The organism is Sphingopyxis sp., assembly GCF_051861155.1.
Taxonomy (GTDB): Bacteria; Pseudomonadota; Alphaproteobacteria; order Sphingomonadales; family Sphingomonadaceae; genus Sphingopyxis.
In genome coordinates this window covers 166,861-187,431 of the sequence record NZ_JBHYDE010000004.1, presented here as the reverse complement: position 1 = coordinate 187,431, position 20,571 = coordinate 166,861, and the positions used below count along the sequence as shown (strand labels likewise).

Here is a 20,571-nt window from a genome sequence, read left to right as displayed (position 1 = left end):
GGGGGAGGCAGCGAGACTTGGAAGCTTGCTTCCTACTCGCAGCGGAGGGGGTGCGCTCTCGGCCTGAAGCGACGGTGCAAGGCTGCGCCATCACCCCCACCCAACCCTCCCCCATCAAGGGGGAGGGCTATTTGGTGTGCCGCTTCGCTGCCCGCCAATCAACGACCGTCCACCCCATCGTCGGCGCCAGCCGCTTCAGCCCGCGCGACGGGGTCGTCGCGACCGCTTCATCGGCGAAACGCAGCATCGGGTGATCAGACACATGGTCCGAATAGGCCCGGATATGCGCGGCATCACGGGTGATCGCGTTCGCCGCCATCCAGCCGTCGATCCGCGCAAATTTGGCATCGCCATAACAATTGTCCCCCGACAATCGCGCATGGATATGGTCGGCGCCATCAGGTTCGTCGAGCCGGGTCGCCAGCACATCGTCCATGCCCAGCCGCCGCGCGATCGCATCGACATAGAGGTGGAACGACGCCGTCGCGAGCAGCAGCCGATAGCCGGCTTCGCGGTCGGCGGCGATCTGTTCGAGTGCCGCGGGATGCAGCCCGCGCGCCACCACCTTGTCGGCATAGCTTTCGGCGAGCGGCGCGATTTCGGCGCGCGCAAAGCGTTCACCCACCAGCAGCCGCAGGTTGATCGCCTTCAGCCGCGAACGGTCGATCAGGCGCAACGCATAAGCAGCGCTTGCCAGTCCGACGAGCGGCAACAGCAGCAGCCGCCATTGCTGCCGCCGCCGTGCAACGTGCATCAGGAAACCGCTATAAGTCCCTGAGCGCGTTATCGTTCGGTCCATGTCGTACATGGCCACGCGGTGCGCATATTCAAGGGCGGGAGCGATCGGCGGGGTTTCCATCGCGTCGTCATAGAACGCCGCCGCGCAGCGGCCAAGGGGGGCGGGATTCGCTTGCCGTGGTGGGGCAAATAATACAATGTCCTCCGCACGATGGTGGCCCGGGCGGATTTCGAACAGAGCGAAGGTGCGAATGGCACCGACATCCGCTTTACCGGTCGGCTGACGCTGGCGCGGCTGGGCGACCTGCCCGCGCGGCTCGACGCGCTCGGCCCGATCGCCACGCTCGACCTGTCGGCGCTCGAGAGGATCGACACTGTCGGCGCCTGGATCGTTACCCGCACCGTCAACGACCATGGCGCCAAGGTCATCGGCGCCAGCCCCGAAGCGCAGCGGCTGCTCGACGCGCTGGCCAGCGACAAGAGCGAATATCGCGTCCATCGTGACCGCCGCCCGCCGCTGATCCGCATGCTCGAACAGGTCGGCGTTGCCAGCATTGCGGTGTGGAACGAGCTGATGGGCATCATCGGCTTTTTCGGTGCGATGATTCTGGCGCTCGGCACTCAGCTACGCGCGCGGCGACGGCTGCGCTGGCACGCGATCGTCACCCGGTTCCAGACGGTCGGCGTCGATGCGCTGCCGATCATCGGGCTGATGACCTTTCTGATCGGCATCGTCGTCGCGCAGCAGGGCGCGGTGCAGCTGCGCCAGTTCGGGCTGGAGGTGTTCACGATCAACCTGGTCGGCCGCGCGTCGATCCGCGAGCTTGGCCTGTTGATGACCGCGATCATGGTCGCCGGGCGGTCGGGATCGGCCTTTGCGGCGCAGATCGGTACGATGAAGCTGACCGAAGAAATCGACGCGATGCGCACGATCGGCGTGTCGCCGATGGAGGCGATCGTGCTGCCGCGCGTCGCCGCGGCGACAATATTGATGCCGCTGCTCGGTTTTTACGCCAGCATCTGCTCGATCATCGGCGGCGGGGTGTTCTGCTGGATCGGGCTCGACATTGCACCGCTCACCTATATCCAGCTGCTGCGCGACATCATCCCGATGACCGATTTCTGGGCGATGCTGATCAAGGCGCCGGTGTTCGGGATCCTGATCGGGGTCACCGGCTGCTACGAAGGCATGCAGGTGCGCCAGAACGCCGAGGAAGTCGGCCAGCGCACCACCTCTGCCGTCGTCGCCGCGATCTTCCTCGTCATCGTCCTCGATGCGATGTTCGCGGTCTTCTTTTCGTCGATCGGATGGAATTGATGAACGACGCAATCGAAGAACAGGTCGCCGAAGAGCTTGCCGCCGCCGACGCGGTGCGCCCCGACGAATTCGACTATGCGATCCGCATCCGCAGCCTGGTCAACCAGTTCGGCGACGCGGTGATCCACGACGGGCTCGACCTCGATGTCCGGTCGGGCGAGATCGTGGGGGTCGTCGGCGGGTCGGGCACCGGCAAGTCGGTGCTGATGCGGTCGATCATCGGGCTGCAAACCCCGGCAGCGGGCGAGATCGAGGTCTATGGCAAGACGCTCGACACCATTGCCAACGAAGAGGAATCGCGCGACCTGCGCCGCCGCTGGGGCGTGATGTTCCAGGGTGGAGCCTTGTTCTCGACGCTGAGCGTCGCCGAAAATATCCAGGTGCCGCTGCGCGAATATTATCCGCGCACCGACCAGAAATTGCTCGACGAAATTGCGGCGTACAAGGTGGCGATGGTCGGCCTGCCCCCCGATGCCGGGCCGAAATACCCCGCCGAGCTGTCGGGGGGGATGGTCAAGCGCGCGGGGCTCGCGCGCAGCCTCGCGCTCGATCCGGCGCTGCTGTTCCTCGACGAACCGACCGCGGGGCTCGACCCGATCGGCGCCGCCAAGTTCGACGAGTTGATTCGCGAGCTGGCCGATACGATGGGGCTGACCGTCTTCCTGATCACCCACGATCTCGATTCGCTGTATGCGACGTGCGACCGCGTCGCGGTGCTCGCCGAAAAGAAGGTGATCGCGGTCGGTACCATCCCCGAACTGCTTGCCACCGAGCATCCGTGGATACAGGATTATTTCAACGGACCCCGCGGCCGGGCGGCGGCAGGATGCAATATCGCCACCGAGCGGCAGGATAGGAAAAGCTGATGGAAACTCGCTCGAACAACGTCCTCGTCGGCGCCTTCGTCCTGCTCTTTACTGCGGCGCTCGCCTTTTTCGTCGTCTGGCTGGCCAACGACAGCGGCGGCGAGAAGCGCGAATATGACATTTTTTTCAAACAGTCGGTCGACGGCCTGAACAAGGGCGCGGCGGTGCAGTTTTCGGGGGTGCCGTCGGGGCAGGTGCGCGAAATCGCGCTGTGGCCCGACGATCCGCAGTTCGTCCGCGTGCGTATCGAGGTCAACGAGGGCGTCCCGGTGCTGCAAGGCACGACCGCGGCGCTGGAAGGTGTCGGCTTCACCGGCGTGTCGCAGATTTCGCTCGATGGCGCGGTCAAGGATGCGCCGCCGATCGCCGACAAGGGACCGGCGGGCAAACCCGTTATCCCGACGCGCGTCGGCGGCCTCGGCGAATTGCTCAACACCGCGCCGCAACTGCTCCAGCGGCTCTCGACGCTGACCGAACGGCTCGCCGAACTTGCCGATGACAAGAACCAGGCGAGCTTTGCCGCCATCCTCGACAATGTCGAAGCCAGCACCGCGATCCTCGCCCGCAACGGCCCCGCAATCGAAAAGGCGCTCGCCGACACGCGGATTGCCATCCAGCAGACCGGGGTCGCCGCCGAACAGATCGGCAACCTCGCGGCATCGGCGCAGGGGACGATCGACCGTAACGTCGACCCGGCGATGCAGGATCTGCGCAAGACGCTGCGCTCGGCGAGCGAATCGATGGCGACGCTCGAAGGCGCGATCGCCGACGCCCGCCCCGGCCTCAAGACCTTCAGCGAAACGACGATCCCCGAAGCCAATGCGCTGATCCGCGACCTGCGCCGTACCTCGGCGTCGCTGTCCAGCCTGACCGACAAGCTCGACCAACAGGGCGCCGGCGCCGTTCTGGGCGGCAGCAAGCTGCCCGATTACAAGCAATGAGGACCAAGCCCATGATCCGCCGCTTTCGCACGCCGTTGCTCGCCGCCGCCGCCGCCGTCTCGCTGTCAGCGTGCATCGGCCTGGGCGGCAAGACCCCGCCCTTCCTGCTGACGCTTGATGCAGCGGCCTCACCGCTCGCCGGCGCCGCCCGCACCGCCGCCGATGCCTCAACGCTGACGATCCTGATCCCGACCGCACCGCAGAAACTGCGCACGACACGCATCCCGGTGCAGCAGGACAATAGCAGCGTCACCTACGTCAAGGACGCGCAATGGGTCGAGGCGCCGAACCGCCTGTTCCAGCGCCTGATATCCGAAACGGTTTCCGCCAGCACGGCGCGCGTCGTGCTCGACGAGGGCCAATATCTGACCGCGCCGGGCGAACAGCTTGCGGGGCAGCTGATGGAATTCGGCGTCGATGCGCGGACGGGCGAAGCGGTCGTCGTCTATCAGGCGATGCTGGTCGCCGCGGGCGGCAAGACGGTCAGCCAGCGCCGCTTCGAAGCACGCGAGGCGATCGGCGGCCCGGTCGAGGCCAAGCCCGTCGGCGAAGCGCTGACGCGCGCGGCGAACAAGATCGCGGTTGAGGTTACGGGGTGGCTGGGAGGTTAGGTTGCACGCTTCAAATGGCAGCTAGCGACCATTTCCGTCATTCCCGCGAAGGCGGGGATCCCGCTTTTTTCCTTCGCCGTCGCAAAGCGGGATCCCCGCCTCCGCGGGGATGACGAAGTTAGGTGAGAACGTCCGCTCACCACCCCAGAGCCGCCCAACGCCCTAGCCCAGCAAACTCTTGCTCGCCTGCTCGGTCACATCCCTCGACAGCCCCGGCTGCGCCAATATCCGTTCCAGCTCGCCCCGCATCATCGCCGCACGCGCCTCATCGAAGCGTTTCCAACGGCCGAGCGGCGGGATCATCCGCGCCGATGTTTGCGGGTTCTTCGGATCGAGCGCGATGACCAGGTCGGCGATCAGCCGGTATCCGGCGCCGTCGGCCTGGTGGAACGCCGCCTGATTGCCCGACAGCGCGCCATAAAGCGACCGCACCCGGTTCGGATTGGCCAGCGTGAAGTCGGGATGCTGCGCCAGTTCCCTGACCGCAGCGACCGTATCGGCGCGCAGCGACCACGCCTGCACCTGAAACCATTTGTCGAGCACCAGCGGGTTGTCGCGGTAGCGTTGATAAAAGATGTCGAGCGCCGCGACACGTTCGTCGCTGTCGCCATGCGCCAGCGTCGCCAGCGCCGCCTGCCGCTCGGTCATACCGTCGGCGTCGGAGAAAATCCGGAATGCGAGCGTGGGCACGTCGTCCATCGCCGTCGCCGCCAGATAGGCGAGCGCGACCCCGCGCAGGCGGCGGCCGCCCTTGGCCTTGCGCGACAGGTCGGTGGCGGGCGGCGCGGCGTCCGTCAGGATCGCGCGCCACTCGCTTTCCAGCGCGGTGCCGATCGCCGCCTGCAATGCCAGCCGTTCGCGGCGGATCGCGTCGGGATCGACCGTCACCATCTGGTCGCCGATAAAGGCTTCGCTGGGCAGCAGCACCGCCTCGGCGACGAACGCCGGGTCGCTCGCGGCGCCGGATAGCGTCTGGCCGATCGCGTCGATCACCGCCCGGCTATCGCGCGCCTCGCCCGATACCGCGGCGACCAGCGTATCGAGCATCAGCTGCTGCAACGCCTCATAGCGCGCAAAGGGGTCGTCGTCGTTCGCCGCCAGCCACGCAAGTTCGCCCGCTTCGCGCGCGAAATCGACGATCACCGGCGCCGAAAAACCGCGATTGAGCGACAGCATCGGGCGGCTGCGATGGACGCCCAGCGGCACCGCCATGTCGGCGCGGTCGAGCAGCACCAGCTGCTCCGCCGCGGCATCGCCGCCATCGCGGTTGAACGCCTTGATCCGCAGCGGAACGAGCATCGGCTGCTTGTCGGTCTGGCCGGGCGTCGGCGGGACGGTCTGCGCCAGACGCAGTGTGCATTCGCCCGTCGCCGCGTCGGTGTCGATCCGCGCGGTGACCCGCGGCGTCCCCGCCTGGCTGTACCACAGGCGAAATTGGGCGAGGTCGATGCCCGCGCCATCCTCGATCGCGCGGACAAAATCCTCGCACGTCGCGGCCTCGCCGTCGTGACGGTCGAAATAGAGGTCGGTGCCTTTGCGGAAACGTTCGGCGCCGACCATCGTCGCGATCATGCGGATGATCTCGGCGCCCTTGTTATAGACGGTCGCGGTGTAGAAGTTGCTGATTTCCTGAAAGCTGTCGGGGCGGATCGGATGCGCGAGCGGCCCGGCATCTTCCGGAAACTGCGCGGCGCGAAGCAGGCGGACGTCCTCGATCCGCTTTACCGGCGGCGATCCCATGTCGGCCGAAAAGCACTGGTCGCGATAGACGGTGAAGCCCTCTTTGAGCGACAGCTGGAACCAGTCGCGGCAGGTGACGCGGTTGCCCGACCAGTTGTGGAAATATTCGTGGGCGACGACACCCTCGACCCCGTCATAATCGACATCGGTCGCGGTGTCCGGGTCGGCGAGGATGTAGCGGGTGTTGAAGACGTTGAGCCCCTTATTCTCCATCGCCCCCATGTTGAAATCGCTGACCGCGACGATGTTGAACAGGTCGAGGTCATATTCGCGGCCATAGACGCGCTCGTCCCACGCCATGCTGTCCTTCAGCGCCTGCATCGCATGGCCGGTGCGATCAAGGTCGCCGTCGCGGACCCATATGCCCAGTTCGACTTCGCGCCCCGACATTGTCGTGAAGCTGTCCTTGTTGACGACGAGGTCGCCCGCGACCAGCGCGAAGAGATAGCTCGGCTTCGGCCACGGGTCTTCCCACAGCGCCCAATGATTGCCGCCCGCGCCGTCGCCCTTGGCGATGCAATTGCCGTTCGACAGCAGGATCGGGAACGCCGCCTTGTCGCCTTCCATGCGCACCTTGTAGCGGCTGAGCACATCGGGGCGGTCGGGGTGAAAGGTGATGCGGCGGAAGCCTTCGGCCTCGCACTGGGTGCAGAGCATCCCGTTCGAAGCATACAGCCCCATCAGCTGGGTGTTCGCCGCGGGGTGGATCAGCGTGTCGACCTCGACCGTCGCTGCGCTGCGCTCGCCCAGATCGATCACCAGGTCGCTGCCGTCCATCTGCCAGTCGTTCCAGCCCTCGCCATCGACGCGCACCGCCGCGGGGGTCAGCCCGTCGCCGCGCAGCACCAGCGGCACCGGCGTATCGGCCTGCCGCACCACCGACAGCGCCGACGCGACGCGCGTCGCCTCGACCGCCAGCGCGAAATCGAGCGCGACGTCGGGCACCTGCCAGTCGGGCGGGCGATAATCGCCGCGGTGGATGGTGACGGGAAGGACGGGCGTGGAAGAGGCGTCGGTCATGTTTCGGGTCTAGGCGCGGGGCGCGGGGCGCGCAATAAGGCGGGCGATGGGACAGATGCTGATTTTCGGGATGGGATATGCCGCGAGCCACCTCGCCGAACGGCTGCGCGCGCGCGGGTGGGATGTGGCCGGGACGACGCGGGACGGGCGCGGCGACAGCATCGCGTTCGGCGAGGGGGACGCGGTGCTGACAGCGTTGCGGTCAGCGACGCACATCCTGTCGTCGGTGCCGCCCGTCGCGGGCGCCGACCCGGTGCTTGCCCGCTATGGCGATGCGATCGCGATCGCCCCGGCGGCGTGGGTCGGCTATCTGTCCTCGACCGGCGTCTATGGCGACGCAGGTGGTGCATGGGTCGATGAAAGCGCCCCGATAAAAGGCCGCCGCCCCGACCGCAACGCCGCGGATGATGCTTGGCAGGCGCTGCGCAGCGATGTGTCGGTCTTCCGCCTCCCCGGCATCTATGGCCCCGGCCGCTCGATCCTCGATCGCATAAGTGAAGGCCGCGCGCACCGGATCGACCTGCCCGACCAGGTCTTCAGCCGCGTCCATGTCGACGACATTGCGGGCGGCGTGATCGCGTCGTTCAGGGGGTCGGCGGGGGTCTATAATCTCGCCGACGATGAGCCGTGCCACCAGAACCGGCTGGTCGAATGGGGCTGTGCGATGCTGCGGGAATCGCTGCCGCCGCTGCAAACGCTCGACGAGGCGGGCCTGTCGCCCGCGGCACGGGCGTTCTATGCCGAGAACCGGCGGGTCGCGAATGGTAAGGCGAAACGGTTGTTAGCGTGGGTGCCACGCTATCCGAGTTTTCGGGAGGGACTGGCGGCCTGCCTTCCTCTCGTCCGTTCGCCCTGAGCTTGTCGAAGGGCCGTTCTTCCTTTGCTACGCCAAAGAAAAGGACAATGCTTCGACAAGCTCAGCACGAACGGGTTTTGGTAGTTCGCGCTCAGATCACCACATCGACCGTGTGGATCAGCACCCCGACCAGCCCGCCAACCAGCGTCCCGTTGATGCGGATATATTGCAGATCGTCGCCGACCGCATTTTCCAGCCGGTCGGTGATCGTCTTCGCATCCCAGCCGCGGATCGTGTCGGACACCAGTTTGAGCGCCGTCTCGCCGTAGCTGTCGACCATACCGACGACAGCGCGGCGGGCGTAGCGGTTGAGCGTGCGCTTGATCGCGGCATCCTCGCCGAGCATCGCGCCGAATTGCGTCACGAGCTCGCCGATCCGCCCGGCGAGCATCGTGTCGGGGTTGCGCGCTGCCTTGAGCAGCGCGCTGCGCCCCTGTTCCCACAGGCCGTCGAGCCAGCGCTTCACCGCCTTGTTTTCGAGCAGCTCGTCGCGGACCTTGGCGACCTTGGCCTGGACCTCGGGGTCGTGCTGCAGGTCGAGCGCCATCTTGGCGAGCCCTTCCTCGACGCGGATGCGCAGCGGGTGGGTCTCGTCGATCGCCATTTCGCTCAGCAGCTTCGACAGCCCGGCGACGATGCGGTTCGAAATGCTTTCGTCGAGCCCGGTGAAACGCACGATCGCGTTCGAATTGTCGTGCACCATCTGGTGGATCAGATGCTCGTTAAGCTCGAGCGTCTTCGATCCCCATTTGACCATCGCGTCGAGCAAGGGTTGATGGCGCCCCTCGGCGAGCGCCGCCTGCATCGCCTGCCCCAGCAGCGGCGCGACATCGAGTTCGCGCAGGCGGTCGGCGATCGCCGATTTGACCATCCCGCCGAGCCGTTGCTGGTCGAGCGCGCCGAGCGCATCGGCGATGATGCGCGACGCGCCAAGCCGCAGCCGCCCACCACCCTCGCCCGGTTCGGACAGGAATTTGCCGACCGCGCCAGCGACATCGAGCGTCTGCATCTTGCGCGCAATCAGGCGTGGCAGCAGGAAATTGGTGAGCAGGAAGCGCGCCAGCGTGTCGCCGATGCGGTTCTTGTTGCGCGGAACGATCGCGGTATGGGGAATGGGCAAACCCATCGGGTGGCGGAACAGCGCGGTGACCGCGAACCAGTCGGCCAGCCCGCCGACCATCGCCGCCTCGGCAAAGGCGCGGACAAAGCCCATGGCGGGATGGACGTCCTGATAAAATTTGGCGGCGATGAACACGCCAGCCATCACCACCAGCATCCCGGTCGCGACCACCCGGACATTCAGCCCGCCGGTGGGAACGGCAACGCCCACCCCGATGGGGTGGGCGCGTCCGGCGGTCGCCGGGGTCGAAGAATTATCCGTCATCAGGGTCAAATGGCGAAGCGCCGCAAAAGTTGCAACCGACGCGGCGCATTGGGCCGCGCCGGGTCACTCGGCGGGCTGCGGCGCCGGCTCCCCGTACGGCTTGGTGTCGTCGCCCTTGCGATAGGTCAGCAGGTTGCTGGAGAAGAAGCGGCCAAGGCGCTTTTCGATGCTGTCGGCCAGGCTGAAGCCCGCGGGGACGATCAGCAGCGTCAGCAGCGTCGACAGGATCAGCCCGCCGATCACGACGACGCCCATCGGCGCGCGCCACGCCCCGTCGCCCGACAGCGAGATCGCCGTCGGCACCATGCCCGCGACCATCGCGACCGTCGTCATCACGATCGGCTGCGCGCGCTTGCGTCCGGCGTCGAGCAACGCCTCCATCTTGCCGACGCCATGGTCCATCTCCTCGATCGCGAAATCGACGAGCAGGATCGAGTTTTTGGCGACGATGCCGAGCAGCATCAGCAGGCCGATATAGACTGGCATCGAGATTTCCATGCCGGTGATCGCCAGCCCGAGCAGCCCGCCGAGCGGCGCGAGCAGCAGCGACGACATGTTGACCAGCGGCGACAGGAAACGGCGATAGAGCAGCACCAGCGTCGAGAAGACGAGGAGCAGACCCGACACCACCGCAATGATGAAGTTGTTGATCAGCTCGGCCTGCCATTTGGCATCGCCCTGGACGACCTTGCGGATACCCTGCGGCATATCCTTGACCGCGGGCAGCGCATCGATTTTCTTCTGCGCGTCGCCGGTGACAAGGCCGGGTGCCAGATCGGCGCCGATGACGATACGCCGCGTCTGGTTATAGCGGCGCAGCTCCGTCGGCCCCGCCCCGAACCCGATCTCGGCGACCGATTTCAGCGGCACGGTGGTCCCGCGCGAGGTCGGCACCGGCAGGTTCTCGATCGTCGCCAGGCTGCGCCGCGAATCTTCGGACAGCAGCACCCGGATCGGGATCTGGCGATCGGACAGCGAGAATTTCGCCGCGTTCTGGTCGATGTCGCCCAGCGTCGCGATGCGGATCGTCTGGCTGAGCGCCGCGGTCGTCACGCCAAGCTCGGCGGCCAGGTCCATGCGCGGGTTGACGATGATTTCGGGGCGCGGAATGTCGCCCTCGATCCGCGGCGCGCGCAATTCTTTCAGCCCGCCCATCTGGGCGACAATCGTACGGGCGTGCCGTTCCAGCGCGACCGGATCGTCGCCGCCGATGACCATCGTGATGTCGCGGCCCGAAAACCCGCCCGACTGGCTCTGGAACGACACCCGCGCATCGGGGATCGCCGCCAGTTTCGGTTGCAGGCTGCGTTCCCATTCGACGCTGCTCATCTCGCGCTCTTTCTTCAGCGTGATGAACGCGTTGCCGCCGCCGACATTGACGTCATAGAATGCGGTCTGAACCACCGGGCTGTTGTCGAGAATGGCGCCGATCCGCCGCACCACGGTTTCGCTCTGCGCCAGCGTCGAACCCGGCGGCAGTTCGTAGCGCACCTGGCTGTAATCGCTGTTGGTCGTTGGCTGGAACTGCTGCGGCAGGACCATGAACAGACCGATGCTCGACAGGAAGGCAAAGAGCCCGACCCCGACGATCCACACGCGATGATCGTGCAGGCGCGCATAGGCGCGTTGGACCATGAACTTCGCCCAATGGGTAAAAGCCCACTGGCGCACGCCGATAACATAAGCGAGCGCACCGAGCAGAATGGCAAGCAGGCTGGCCGCGAGGAAAACGAAGATCGCGGTGAACGGCGTCTGCAGCAGGAAATAAACCGCCGGATTCGGGCCATCTTGTCCGGCCGGAACCGGCTGGAAATAGGTGTAGATCGCAAAGAGCACATAAAGGCCGGCCAGCACCAGCGGTACACCCAAATAGGCGAGTTTGGTCGGGGTGTCTTCGTAACGCGCCTTCACGGCCCGCTGCTTCGTGCTATCAAGCGTCCAGGCGAGCAGCCGCTCATAGCGGTCAACCCATGGGCCCGAGGCATGATCCTGTTCGCCCTGCGCCGACAGGAAATAGGCGGCGATCATCGGCGTGATCATGCGCGCGACCGCCAGGCTGACCAGCACCGCAAAAACGACGGTCATCCCGAACTGGATGAAGAACTGGCCCGACACCCCGGGCATCAACGCGACGGGCAGGAACACCGCGACGATCGACATCGTCGTCGCCACCACCGCCAGGCCGATTTCGTCGGCGGCGTCGATCGACGCCTGATAGGCGGTTTTGCCCATGCGCATGTGGCGGACGATATTCTCGATCTCGACGATCGCGTCGTCGACGAGCACCCCCGCGACCAGGCTGAGCGCGAGCAGCGACAGGCCGTTCAGCGAAAAGCCCATCATGTCCATGAACCAGAAGGTCGGGATCGCCGACAGCGGGATCGCGAGCGCGCTGATCAGCGTCGCGCGCCAGTCGCGCAGGAACAGGAACACCACGACCACGGCAAGCACCGCGCCTTCGATCATCGCCAGCATCGAGCTGCGATATTGTTCCTTGGTATATTCGGTACGCGTGAACAGGATCTTGAAATCGACCTTGGGATTGGACTTCTTGATCTCTTCCAGCTTCTTCATCGTTTCGTCGTGGACGGTGACGTCGGACGCGCCCTTCGCCTTTTCGATCGAGAAGCTGAGCACCTGACGGCCCTTGATCTTGGCCAGATTGCGCTGTTCGGCATAGCCGTCGGTCACCTTGGCGACGTCGGACAGGCGCACGGTGCGGCCGTTGCCGATCGACAGACGCGTTTCGCCGAGGTCAAAGGCGCTGCCCGCATTGCCCAGCACGCGCACCGCCTGTTCGGACCCAGCGATTTCGGTGCGCCCCCCCGCGGCATTGACGTTGGTCTGGCGCAGCTGCTGGTTCACCTGGCTCGCGGTCAGGCCGTAGCTTTGCATCCGCGCGGGATCGAGGATGACGCGGATTTCGCGATCGACCCCGCCCGAACGGCGCACCTGGCTCATGCCGGGAATCGACAGCAATTCCTTAGCGACGCTGTTGTCGACGAACCACGACAGCTGTTCGAGCGTCATATCCGACGCCTCGACCGCGAAATAGGTGATCGGGCCGCCCGCAATGTCGACGCGCTGAACCTGCGGTTCCAATATGCCGTCGGGCAGGTCGCTGCGGATCTGCGAAATCGCCTGATTGACGTCGTTGAACGCACGGTCGATCGGGGTGCCGATCGCGAACTGGACAAAAGTGCGGCTGTTGCCTTCGCCGACATAGGACGACATTTCGTCGACCCCGCTGACCCCGCGCAGCGCTGCCTCGACGCGCTGGGTGACCTGCGTTTCCAGCTCCGACGGCGCTGCGCCGGGCTGCGCCACGACGACCTGGACCGCGGGGAATTCGACGTCGGGATTGTCGTTGACGTCCATCCGGTTGAAACTGACGATCCCCGCCAGCATCAACAGCACGAACATGACGACCGGCGGCACCGGATTGCGGATGCACCAGGCGGAAATGTTGCGAAAGCTCATGATTCAAACGCCTTTTGTGCGCACAGGGTCGGAAATATTATTGCGACGATTTCTGGACCACCGGCTTCACCTTGTCGCCGACGTTGAGGAAGGCGCCGGCCAGCACGACCACCCGTTCGTTGCCAGCCAGACCAGAGGCGATCGACACGCCGTCGTCGGTCACCGTGCCGACCTTGACCACGCGGCGCTGGATCGTGTTCTTGCCATCGACGATTAGCACATAATTGCCTTCGGGACCGCTCTGCACCGCGCTTTCAGGTAGCAGCGGCGCTTCTTCGGTGCCCGACACCAGCCGCGCGTCGGCAAAGCCGCCGGGGCGGAGCGCTGCGCTGTACGGAACCGCGATGCGGACCATGCCCTGCCGCGTGTCGGGGTTGATCACCGGCGACACCTGCCACACCTGACCCGCAATCTCCAGATTGGTGCCGACCGGGCTGATCGTCGCGCGGGTACCGACACGCACGCGCTGCAGATCGGCCTCGGCCATCTGCGCCAGCAATTCCATCTCGCCGCCGCGCGCCATGCGGAACAATACGCCGCTGCCGGCGCCGACGATCTGGCCGGGCTCGACGCCGCGCGTCAGCACCAGCCCCGCCGCGGGAGCGACGATGTTGAGGCGGCCGTTGCGCGCTTGCGCCTCGGCATATTGCGCCTGCGCGACGCGGACGCGTGCATTGGCGGCGTCGCGGGTGGCGCGCTTGCGGTCCATGTCCGCCTTCGAAATGAAGCCGCGCGACACCAGCGCGTCGGCGCGGGTCAGTTCGGCCTGCGCCAGGTCGGCATCGGCCTGCGCGACGCGAATCGAGGCGGCGAGGCCGGCGGCCTGCTGCGACTGGACCGCGCGATCGATGATCGCCAGCGGCTGCCCGGCGCCGACCCACTGGCCGGGTTCGACCAGCACGCGCACGACCTGCCCGCCCTCGCCCGCGACGCCGACCGGCATTTCGCGGCGCGCCGCGATCGTGCCATTGGTCGAAATCGTCGTCTGGACCGACTGGCGGCCGGGGACCATGACGGTGATGCTGGGCACCGCTGCCGCGCCCTCGCCGCCCGCCGCGCCTTCGGCGCCGGCAGCGCCGTCCTTGCTGGAGCTGAATGCGTACCAGGTCGCTGCCAACGCCAGCGCGATCAGCACCAGCGCGACGATCAGCCGCGTCCGCTTGCGGCGGTTGTCCGCCTCTTCATAATAGCTCTGGGTCGAACCCGCGAGGCTGTCCATCACATCCACTTTCCGCTCGTAGTTCACGCCGAATTCCTCCCTGCCGGCTGCGGCATCCGATGCGGCAAGCACGGCTGCGCTTCGCCCCCTCAGGCCCGCACGACAGGACCGAAATCCCGTATGAGGTGTATTACCTAATTAAATCACCACATGCAAGAGGCCAAAGCTTGCCATCCCGCCAGCGCACCGGGCGGCGGTTCATAAGCGGTTCGTCGCGTAATTTCCAGTGGTTGCAGGCATGAAAAAGGGTGGCGCGCCTGACGGCGGGCCACCCTTTGATCCGGCCGGCCGCGAGGGGCCGAACGCCGGAAGACTATCGATTCAGCGAACGCGTCCGCGGCGCACCAGATTGACGATGGCGAGCAGGACGACCGCGCCGATAAAGGCGGTCAGCAGCGTCATCGGGTCAAAAGCGTTGCCGCGCAGGTGACCACCGCCCAGGAACTGGCCGAACAGCAAACGGCCAAGGATGGAGCCCACACAGCCGACGATGATGTTGAGGAAGATACCCTGTTGGGCGTCGGTGCGCATCACGATGCTGGCCAGCCAGCCGATAACGCCGCCCATGATGATTGCGATAATGAAATCCATGATATTGACCCCCTACGATCATTGGTATCGCCCGCCCTCGCAGGCATGGCATTGTTAACCCAGATATTTGAAAGCGCCTAGCAGAATAGCGGCGGCGCAAATTGCACCGCCGCCACTCCGGTCAACGGACGCTGCCGCGGCGGACCAGGTTGATGATGCCGAGCAAGACGACGGCACCGATAAAGGCCCACAGCAACCCGATCGGGCTGAAGGTGTCGAGGCTGGCGCCCATCCCGAAAAAGCTGCCGAGGAAATTGCCGAGGAACGCCCCGACGATGCCGACGACCACATTCAGGATGATGCCCTGCTGAGCGTCGGTGCGCATGACGATGCTCGCCAGCCAGCCGATGATGCCGCCGACGATCAAGGTGATAATCAAACCCATGTTAATCCCTTCCTGAACCACCGGGCAGACGCCGACACCCGGCGAAGCTTATTGAACGTCCGGTCGCGTCCGGACATCGTTTCAACGATGACGGAATAATGCGGAACGAAGGGGAAAGGTTCCCGGCCGGCCCCGCAGGACACGGCCGGGAAAGTGGGATCAGTTCCAGATCAAGAACTGCTCCGGGTCGCAATGACCGGACTAAGCAGCCCTGTTTGACCGCGATGTGACGGACGTCACAACGGCGAAAATAAAATAGGATCTGGTGGGAATGGGCGTGCGAGACGGCGGCACGCGCAGCGCACGCAAACGAAATGGGGGCCGACATCGCTGCCAACCCCCACTATCCGGTCCTGCTCCGCGTCCCGCCACCCCGCTTCATCCCGGTCCGCTTCTCTTGCGATCAGCAGCCCGCAAAACGATGCGTTGCGGCGCACGCCGGAACAATCCGGCGACGGTTTGGTCGGCCCCCTTTCGGGGGCCGGCCGCACCTGGAAAGCCCTTCATCATCTCTTCTTGCGTCTGCCGAAACAGTCGCTTTCCAAGCGATGGACTGCATTTCCTGTACCCGATCGGGTCCGCATCAACTCGTGGGAATCGCTACGTTCCGTGACCAGGCTATCGGTCGATTTCCTCGTAAGTCCGATCCGTTCTCTTCTGGCTAGTCTTGCAACTACCCTTGATGTCCCGGCGGTCTTTCGTCTCTGTCGTCCGATGATTTGAAGCTGACATGAAGCTTTCGGGGCGCCAACAGAAAAACGCCCAAATGCCCCACCCGAACGTCGGCTGCTGTGGATAAGTCCGGCATTAGCAACAAGCGGATTCGGCGCAGCATTTTTGTAACAAGGGTGCAGCATTTTCGGATGCGGATTTGCCGCTCGCGGGGAAAGAGGCCGTCGCTCGACTCGTGGTGGCGAGTCGAAAACCCGACTCGCTTGGGAATCACGCCCGCCCCAGATCGCCCTTGCCGATCGTCCCCGACGCCATTTCGAGCATCCGGTCGAGGCTCTTGCGCGCGGCGAGGCGGAGCCCTTCCTCCATCTCGATCTGCGGTTTCAGATCGCGCAGCGCGAGGTAGAGTTTCTCCATCGTGTTGAGCGCCATATAGGGGCAGATGTTGCAGTTGCAGTTACCGTCGGCACCCGGCGCACCGATGAAGGTTTTTTCGGGGATCGCCAGTTCCATCTGGTGGATGATGTGCGGTTCGGTCGCGACGATCAGCGTGTCGCCGGGGAAGGATTTCGCAAATTGCAGGATGCCGCTGGTCGATCCGACATAGTCGGCATGGTCGACGATGTGCGGCGGACATTCGGGATGGGCGGCGACCGGGGCGCCGGGATGCTGCGCCTTCAGTTTGATCAGCTCGGTTTCGCTGAACGCCTCGTGCACGATGCACACGCCCGGCCACAGCAGCATCTCGCGCCCGAACTTGCGGTTCAGGTAACCACCCAGATGACGGTCGGGACCAAAGATGATCGGCTGGCTTTCAGGGATCTGGCTGATGATGGTCTCGGCGCTCGACGAGGTGACGATGATGTCGCTCAGCGCCTTCACCGCCGCCGAGCAGTTGATGTAGGTCAGCGCGATATGGTCGGGATGCTTCTCGCGAAAGCGCTTGAATTGTTCGGGCGGACAGCTGTCTTCCAGGCTGCATCCGGCATCCATGTCGGGCAGGATAACGATCTTTTCGGGGCTCAGGATCTTTGCCGTCTCGGCCATGAACTTCACGCCGCAAAAGGCGATGACATCGGCGTCGGTGTCGGCGGCCTTGCGCGACAGCTCGAGCGAATCGCCGACAAAATCGGCCAGATCCTGAATCTCCGGCTTTTGGTAATAATGCGCCAGGATCACCGCGTTGCGTTCCTTGCGCAGGCGGTCGATTTCGGCGCGCAGGTCGAGGCCCGAGAGATTCTCGCGAATGGGAGCAGTCATCGCTTTTCCTTATATGGCTTTTGCCTTGGCCTCCCCCCTACACCGCGACCCCGGACAGGGCAACGCAGCGTCAGCCGCCGGTGAGCCTTTCCGCAAGCGCAATGACAGGGGGCGTCAAGGCCACCAGATAGATGGTGAGCCGCACCGCGATGACAATCACCGCGATCGCCTTGGTCGCCGGATGGACGGCACCGAGCGTGCGGCGATCATAGAGCGCGATGATGCCGACGACGCCCAGCTGAAACAGGCCGATCGGAATGTCGGACCAGCCGATCATCAGCGGCATCGGCAGGATGCGGCCGAGCGCGGGTTCGAGGATGATGATCGTCGCCCCGATCATCAACCGCCGGTGCCACGCCGTCGTGTGGCGCCGCCGCACCGCCGCCCACACCATCAATCCGAACACCAGCGATTCGATGAAGGTCAGCGCGAGAAAATAGGGCGGCGAGAAAAAGGGCGGGAAGCGGCCGAGCACCAGCGATGCGATCCCGGTGAACATCCCCAGCCCGGTGATGATGATCGCGAGCGTGGCGCCGGTCCAGCCGAGCCGCCGGTGCAGCGCCATATTCTGCCGCGATACCAGCGTCGGTTGCACCACCAGCAGACCGAGCCAGGCGAGCATCAGTCCGCCGTGCAGATGGACCCAGAAGGGCGCCGCGACCGGATCGACAAAACCGCGCAGCGCGAATTGCAGGAAACCAAGGACGATGAACGCGGCAAGGCCGATCGCCATGCGCTGCCAGAAAAGTTCGGCGCGCTCTGCGCCCGCTGCCGTTGTCGCCATGCCACACCCCCCAGTCGGCCGGAATTGGGGCCAGACTAGCGAAGGATGACGCCGCGCGAAAGCCGCCTAGCCAGCAGGGGTATTGGCAAAGCGCGCGGTCACCGTCGCGTCGATGCCCGCGGCCTTCAGCGGCATCGCGAAACTCTGCTCGATCGCCGCCCGCGCCGCCCCCTGCGCCAGCCGCATCGGAGTCGCCCCCTTCGCCTGCTTGATCAGCTCGGCCTGCGCCGCCTTGCGGTTGGCGGCGTCGAGCGAGGCTTCGGCGTCGGTCAGCGTCAGCAGGATCGCGCCATCGCGAAACTCGCTGATGGCGTCGAGGTCGATTTCGGGGCCGGCGAGCCGCAGCGGCGGCAGGGTGACGGTCAACGCCTTGGTCGCGGCATCCCAGTCGACGTCCGACTGCTTGAGCTTGCCCAGATCGACCTCGTAACGCACCGTGCCCGGCATGATCAGCGTCTTTTTCGCGCTCAGCCCAAGTCGGCTCTGCGTCGAGGTGACCACCGCGACATAGCGCGCGGTGAAGGGAACGAGGACATTCTGTTCCTGCAAACCCTGCAGGCTCGCCGCCACAACGGTTTCGGGGTCATAGCCCCGTTGCCAGTCGCGCCACGCCGATACCGCCCACCACACGGCAAGAAGGAGCATCGCCGCCGCAGCGAGCAGGATCAGGCGCCCGGCGAGGCGCGGTGCGGGAGAGGAAGGAGTCGAGGTCATGGCACTGTATAGACCGAACAATCGGGCGCGGGGCGATCCATTTCGTAACGGCCCGTCGCAGGATTGTGGCGCAGCACGCGTTCATAGCTGCACTCGGCATCTTTCCAATGCGCGAGATCGCTGGATTTCAGCTTCTGCCCGCTATTGTCCTCGCTCCGCCGCGACGTCTGCGGATAGGCGGTTGCAAAGCTGCGATAGGTCAACGGCGGCAATTCGCCGCCATCGTCCGGACCGGGCTTCAGCACCGCTTTGAATTCATATTCGTCGTGGCAGGCGTCGAGCCGGTCCTTCGCATCTTGCTCCGAAAAACAGGCGCGGATCATCAGCGAGCTGTCCCAGACAACATCGAGCACTTCGCCGCTCAGCCCGATCGCGTGCGGCGCCATGCCGAAACGCAGCAGGTGAAGCCGACCGCCCGTTCCCCCGCCACCCGAATACATCGCGCGCTGTTCACCGATCACCCCGACCAGCATCTCCAGCCCGTCCCGCCCGTCGGCTTCGCCGCCGCTGCGCACCGAGACGATTTGCGGCCACAGCCGCAACCCTTGTGGATCATCCGCAAAGACGGGGAGCGGCAGCGAGGTTTCTCCGGTATCGCCTGACCCCGGGAAAGAAACGATCAGACTGGCTGCCCCCTCACCCGTGTCGGCACTGTCCGACAGTTCGAAACATAGCTGACCATCGGGCAGGCAATGCTGGCCGCCTTCGCGGGCGATCAGGTCCACGATGCGCGATTGGGCGGCAGCGGGCGCGGCGTCGGCGGCGGGCTGCGCGGCGGCGAGCAGCATCGTCAAAAGCATGTCAGGCAAGTTCCCATTCGTCATTGCGTTCGCGCACGACGCCGCGCGCGCGCAGGTCGAGCAGATGCGCGAGCACCGAGCGCCCGGCGGCGCCGGTCAGCCGCGGGTCTAGCCCCTTGTACATATGCGCGACCATCGCCGGGATGACCCGGGTTCCCTTTTCCAGCTCGCGCAAAATCTGCCGCTCGCGCTGCTTGCGGTGCCCCAGCATGCCGCGGACAAGCTGCCGCGGCTTGGTCACCGCGGGGCCGTGCGCGGGATAATAGATGCGGTCGCCCCGCTCATACAGCTTCGACAGGCTGGCCATATAGGCGGCCATGTCGCCATCGGGCGGGCTGACGACGCTGGTCGACCACGCCATGACATGATCGCCGGTGAACAGCGCGCCGCTTTCGAGCAGCGCAAAACAGAGGTGGTTGGACGTGTGCCCGGGGGTCGCCACCGCTTCGATCGTCCAGCCGTCGCCCGAAATCCGCTCGCCGTCGGTCAGCACCCGGTCGGGGGCGTAATCGGGATCGAACGCCGAATCGGCGCGCGGGCCGTCGTCGCGGATCGCCAGCGGCACGCAGCCGATGATCGGCGCGCCGGTCGCGGCTTTCAACGGCGCCGCGGCGGGGCTGTGGTCGCGGTGGGTGTGGGTGCACAGGATCGCAGTGACGCGCTGGCCGTCCACGGCGCGCAGGATCGCATCGACATGCCCCGCGCCGTTGATGTCGGCGGGATCACCGATGCTCATGCCACTGCCCGTCGGTCCCGGATCGATCACCGCCACATCGCTGCCCGCGCCGACGATCCACGTCTGGGTACCGGTAAAGGTATAGGGCGACGGGTTCGGCGCCAGCACGCGGCGGACGAGCGGCTCATGCTGCTCGCAATCGCCGGCGCGGATGCTGTCGGGCCAGGGTTTGTCTTCGCTCATGGGCCTCATGTGGCATTGCGGGGGCCCGAACAAAAGGGGTGGCAGCAACAATCACCGCCATCGACCGGATGCCGTCATCTCTTCTCACCTCCCTTTTTTGGGAGGGGTCGGGGGTAGGTAACCGTCGAAGGCGGTGCTCTGCCTCGGCTCGCTTCGCTCGCTCGCACCCACCCACCCCCTACCCCCTCCCTGGAAGGGAGGGGAATGTTGCCAACCAGCCCGCACGAAAAAGGGAGCGGTCGCCCGCTCCCTTTCCCCGCCCCTGCCGCCAGC

Annotated in this window: 17 protein-coding genes; 5 read left to right on the top strand and 12 right to left on the bottom strand. The window is 65.5% G+C overall.

Annotation, left to right across the window (positions count from 1 at the left end; all coding sequences use genetic code 11):
* Nucleotides 1-127 precede the first annotated feature (127 nt).
* Nucleotides 128-799 (bottom strand): HAD family hydrolase, encoded by a 672-nt coding sequence (locus tag ACTIFP_RS09075; protein ID WP_439568390.1) that lies wholly within the window; start codon nucleotides 797-799, stop codon nucleotides 128-130.
* A 150-nt stretch (nucleotides 800-949) separates the two neighbouring features.
* Here ACTIFP_RS09075 and ACTIFP_RS09070 point away from each other — a divergent pair, with 150 nt between their 5' ends.
* The 4 genes from ACTIFP_RS09070 to ACTIFP_RS09055 are packed head-to-tail and all read left to right on the top strand — an operon-like array spanning nucleotide 950 to nucleotide 4,474.
* The gene (locus ACTIFP_RS09070) at nucleotides 950-2,056 is read left to right on the top strand and encodes an ABC transporter permease (RefSeq protein ID WP_439568389.1); all 1,107 of its coding nucleotides are present in this window, start codon (nucleotides 950-952) and stop codon (nucleotides 2,054-2,056) included.
* On the top strand, nucleotides 2,056-2,922 hold the full coding sequence (locus tag ACTIFP_RS09065; protein WP_439568388.1) for an ABC transporter ATP-binding protein: 867 nt from the start codon (nucleotides 2,056-2,058) through the stop codon (nucleotides 2,920-2,922). Before ACTIFP_RS09070 ends, ACTIFP_RS09065 begins: the two co-directional genes overlap by 1 nt.
* Complete coding sequence (locus ACTIFP_RS09060) at nucleotides 2,922-3,863, top strand: MlaD family protein (RefSeq protein WP_439568387.1); 942 nt, start codon at nucleotides 2,922-2,924, stop codon at nucleotides 3,861-3,863. Before ACTIFP_RS09065 ends, ACTIFP_RS09060 begins: the two co-directional genes overlap by 1 nt.
* An 11-nt stretch (nucleotides 3,864-3,874) precedes the next feature.
* Entirely contained in the window at nucleotides 3,875-4,474 is a 600-nt protein-coding gene (locus ACTIFP_RS09055; RefSeq protein WP_439568386.1) for an ABC-type transport auxiliary lipoprotein family protein, read from the top strand.
* A gap of 162 nt (nucleotides 4,475-4,636) precedes the next feature.
* Here ACTIFP_RS09055 and pepN read toward each other — a convergent pair whose 3' ends face one another.
* Complete coding sequence (pepN, locus tag ACTIFP_RS09050; RefSeq protein ID WP_439568385.1) at nucleotides 4,637-7,234, bottom strand: aminopeptidase N; 2,598 nt, start codon at nucleotides 7,232-7,234, stop codon at nucleotides 4,637-4,639.
* Between the two features lie 46 nt (nucleotides 7,235-7,280).
* Here pepN and ACTIFP_RS09045 point away from each other — a divergent pair, with 46 nt between their 5' ends.
* The gene (locus tag ACTIFP_RS09045; RefSeq protein ID WP_439568384.1) at nucleotides 7,281-8,090 is read left to right on the top strand and encodes an SDR family NAD(P)-dependent oxidoreductase; all 810 of its coding nucleotides are present in this window, start codon (nucleotides 7,281-7,283) and stop codon (nucleotides 8,088-8,090) included.
* Between the two features lie 91 nt (nucleotides 8,091-8,181).
* On the opposite strand, the gene ACTIFP_RS09040 is transcribed toward ACTIFP_RS09045, so the two are convergent.
* From ACTIFP_RS09040 to ACTIFP_RS08995, 10 genes are all read right to left on the bottom strand, one after another.
* Nucleotides 8,182-9,366, bottom strand: coding sequence for a DUF445 domain-containing protein (locus ACTIFP_RS09040; RefSeq protein ID WP_439568568.1), 1,185 nt, complete (start codon nucleotides 9,364-9,366; stop codon nucleotides 8,182-8,184).
* A gap of 171 nt (nucleotides 9,367-9,537) precedes the next feature.
* Entirely contained in the window at nucleotides 9,538-12,954 is a 3,417-nt protein-coding gene (locus ACTIFP_RS09035; RefSeq protein ID WP_439568383.1) for an efflux RND transporter permease subunit, read from the bottom strand.
* 37 nt (nucleotides 12,955-12,991) lie between these two features.
* Complete coding sequence (locus ACTIFP_RS09030; RefSeq protein WP_439568382.1) at nucleotides 12,992-14,200, bottom strand: efflux RND transporter periplasmic adaptor subunit; 1,209 nt, start codon at nucleotides 14,198-14,200, stop codon at nucleotides 12,992-12,994.
* Between the two features lie 294 nt (nucleotides 14,201-14,494).
* Entirely contained in the window at nucleotides 14,495-14,764 is a 270-nt protein-coding gene (locus tag ACTIFP_RS09025) for a GlsB/YeaQ/YmgE family stress response membrane protein (protein WP_439568381.1), read from the bottom strand.
* Between the two features lie 121 nt (nucleotides 14,765-14,885).
* A complete protein-coding gene (locus tag ACTIFP_RS09020; protein ID WP_293647980.1) occupies nucleotides 14,886-15,149 on the bottom strand; it encodes a GlsB/YeaQ/YmgE family stress response membrane protein in 264 nt (87 codons plus the stop codon).
* Nucleotides 15,150-16,091: 942 nt separating this feature from the next.
* A complete protein-coding gene (nadA, locus tag ACTIFP_RS09015; RefSeq protein WP_439568380.1) occupies nucleotides 16,092-17,081 on the bottom strand; it encodes a quinolinate synthase NadA in 990 nt (329 codons plus the stop codon).
* Between the two features lie 70 nt (nucleotides 17,082-17,151).
* Nucleotides 17,152-17,865, bottom strand: coding sequence for an adenylate cyclase (locus tag ACTIFP_RS09010; RefSeq protein ID WP_439568379.1), 714 nt, complete (start codon nucleotides 17,863-17,865; stop codon nucleotides 17,152-17,154).
* A 66-nt stretch (nucleotides 17,866-17,931) separates the two neighbouring features.
* The gene (locus ACTIFP_RS09005) at nucleotides 17,932-18,579 is read right to left on the bottom strand and encodes a DUF4230 domain-containing protein (RefSeq protein WP_439568378.1); all 648 of its coding nucleotides are present in this window, start codon (nucleotides 18,577-18,579) and stop codon (nucleotides 17,932-17,934) included.
* Nucleotides 18,576-19,379 carry a hypothetical protein gene (locus ACTIFP_RS09000; protein ID WP_439568377.1) on the bottom strand — a complete coding sequence of 268 codons (804 nt, stop codon included), beginning with the start codon at nucleotides 19,377-19,379 and terminating at the stop codon, nucleotides 18,576-18,578. Before ACTIFP_RS09000 ends, ACTIFP_RS09005 begins: the two co-directional genes overlap by 4 nt.
* Nucleotide 19,380: 1 nt before the next feature.
* A complete protein-coding gene (locus ACTIFP_RS08995) occupies nucleotides 19,381-20,298 on the bottom strand; it encodes an MBL fold metallo-hydrolase (protein WP_439568376.1) in 918 nt (305 codons plus the stop codon).
* Nucleotides 20,299-20,571 lie beyond the last annotated feature (273 nt).

Bases quoted from the DNA above. Each gene is read 5' to 3' on its own strand.
- pepN (WP_439568385.1), bottom strand. From the start codon at position 7,234: ATGACCGACGCCTCTTCCACGCCCGTCCTTCCCGTCACCATCCACCGC.
- ACTIFP_RS09055 (WP_439568386.1), top strand. From the start codon at position 3,875: ATGATCCGCCGCTTTCGCACGCCGTTGCTCGCCGCCGCCGCCGCCGTC.
- ACTIFP_RS09070 (WP_439568389.1), top strand. From the start codon at position 950: ATGGTGGCCCGGGCGGATTTCGAACAGAGCGAAGGTGCGAATGGCACC.
- ACTIFP_RS09025 (WP_439568381.1), bottom strand. From the start codon at position 14,764: ATGGATTTCATTATCGCAATCATCATGGGCGGCGTTATCGGCTGGCTG.
- ACTIFP_RS09040 (WP_439568568.1), bottom strand. From the start codon at position 9,366: ATGCTGGTGGTGATGGCTGGCGTGTTCATCGCCGCCAAATTTTATCAG.
- ACTIFP_RS09060 (WP_439568387.1), top strand. From the start codon at position 2,922: ATGGAAACTCGCTCGAACAACGTCCTCGTCGGCGCCTTCGTCCTGCTC.
- ACTIFP_RS09005 (WP_439568378.1), bottom strand. From the start codon at position 18,579: ATGACCTCGACTCCTTCCTCTCCCGCACCGCGCCTCGCCGGGCGCCTG.
- ACTIFP_RS09045 (WP_439568384.1), top strand. From the start codon at position 7,281: ATGGGACAGATGCTGATTTTCGGGATGGGATATGCCGCGAGCCACCTC.
- ACTIFP_RS09000 (WP_439568377.1), bottom strand. From the start codon at position 19,379: ATGCTTTTGACGATGCTGCTCGCCGCCGCGCAGCCCGCCGCCGACGCC.
- ACTIFP_RS09010 (WP_439568379.1), bottom strand. From the start codon at position 17,865: ATGGCGACAACGGCAGCGGGCGCAGAGCGCGCCGAACTTTTCTGGCAG.
- ACTIFP_RS09035 (WP_439568383.1), bottom strand. From the start codon at position 12,954: ATGAGCTTTCGCAACATTTCCGCCTGGTGCATCCGCAATCCGGTGCCG.
- ACTIFP_RS08995 (WP_439568376.1), bottom strand. From the start codon at position 20,298: ATGAGCGAAGACAAACCCTGGCCCGACAGCATCCGCGCCGGCGATTGC.
- ACTIFP_RS09020 (WP_293647980.1), bottom strand. From the start codon at position 15,149: ATGGGTTTGATTATCACCTTGATCGTCGGCGGCATCATCGGCTGGCTG.
- ACTIFP_RS09065 (WP_439568388.1), top strand. From the start codon at position 2,056: ATGAACGACGCAATCGAAGAACAGGTCGCCGAAGAGCTTGCCGCCGCC.
- nadA (WP_439568380.1), bottom strand. From the start codon at position 17,081: ATGACTGCTCCCATTCGCGAGAATCTCTCGGGCCTCGACCTGCGCGCC.
- ACTIFP_RS09075 (WP_439568390.1), bottom strand. From the start codon at position 799: ATGGACCGAACGATAACGCGCTCAGGGACTTATAGCGGTTTCCTGATG.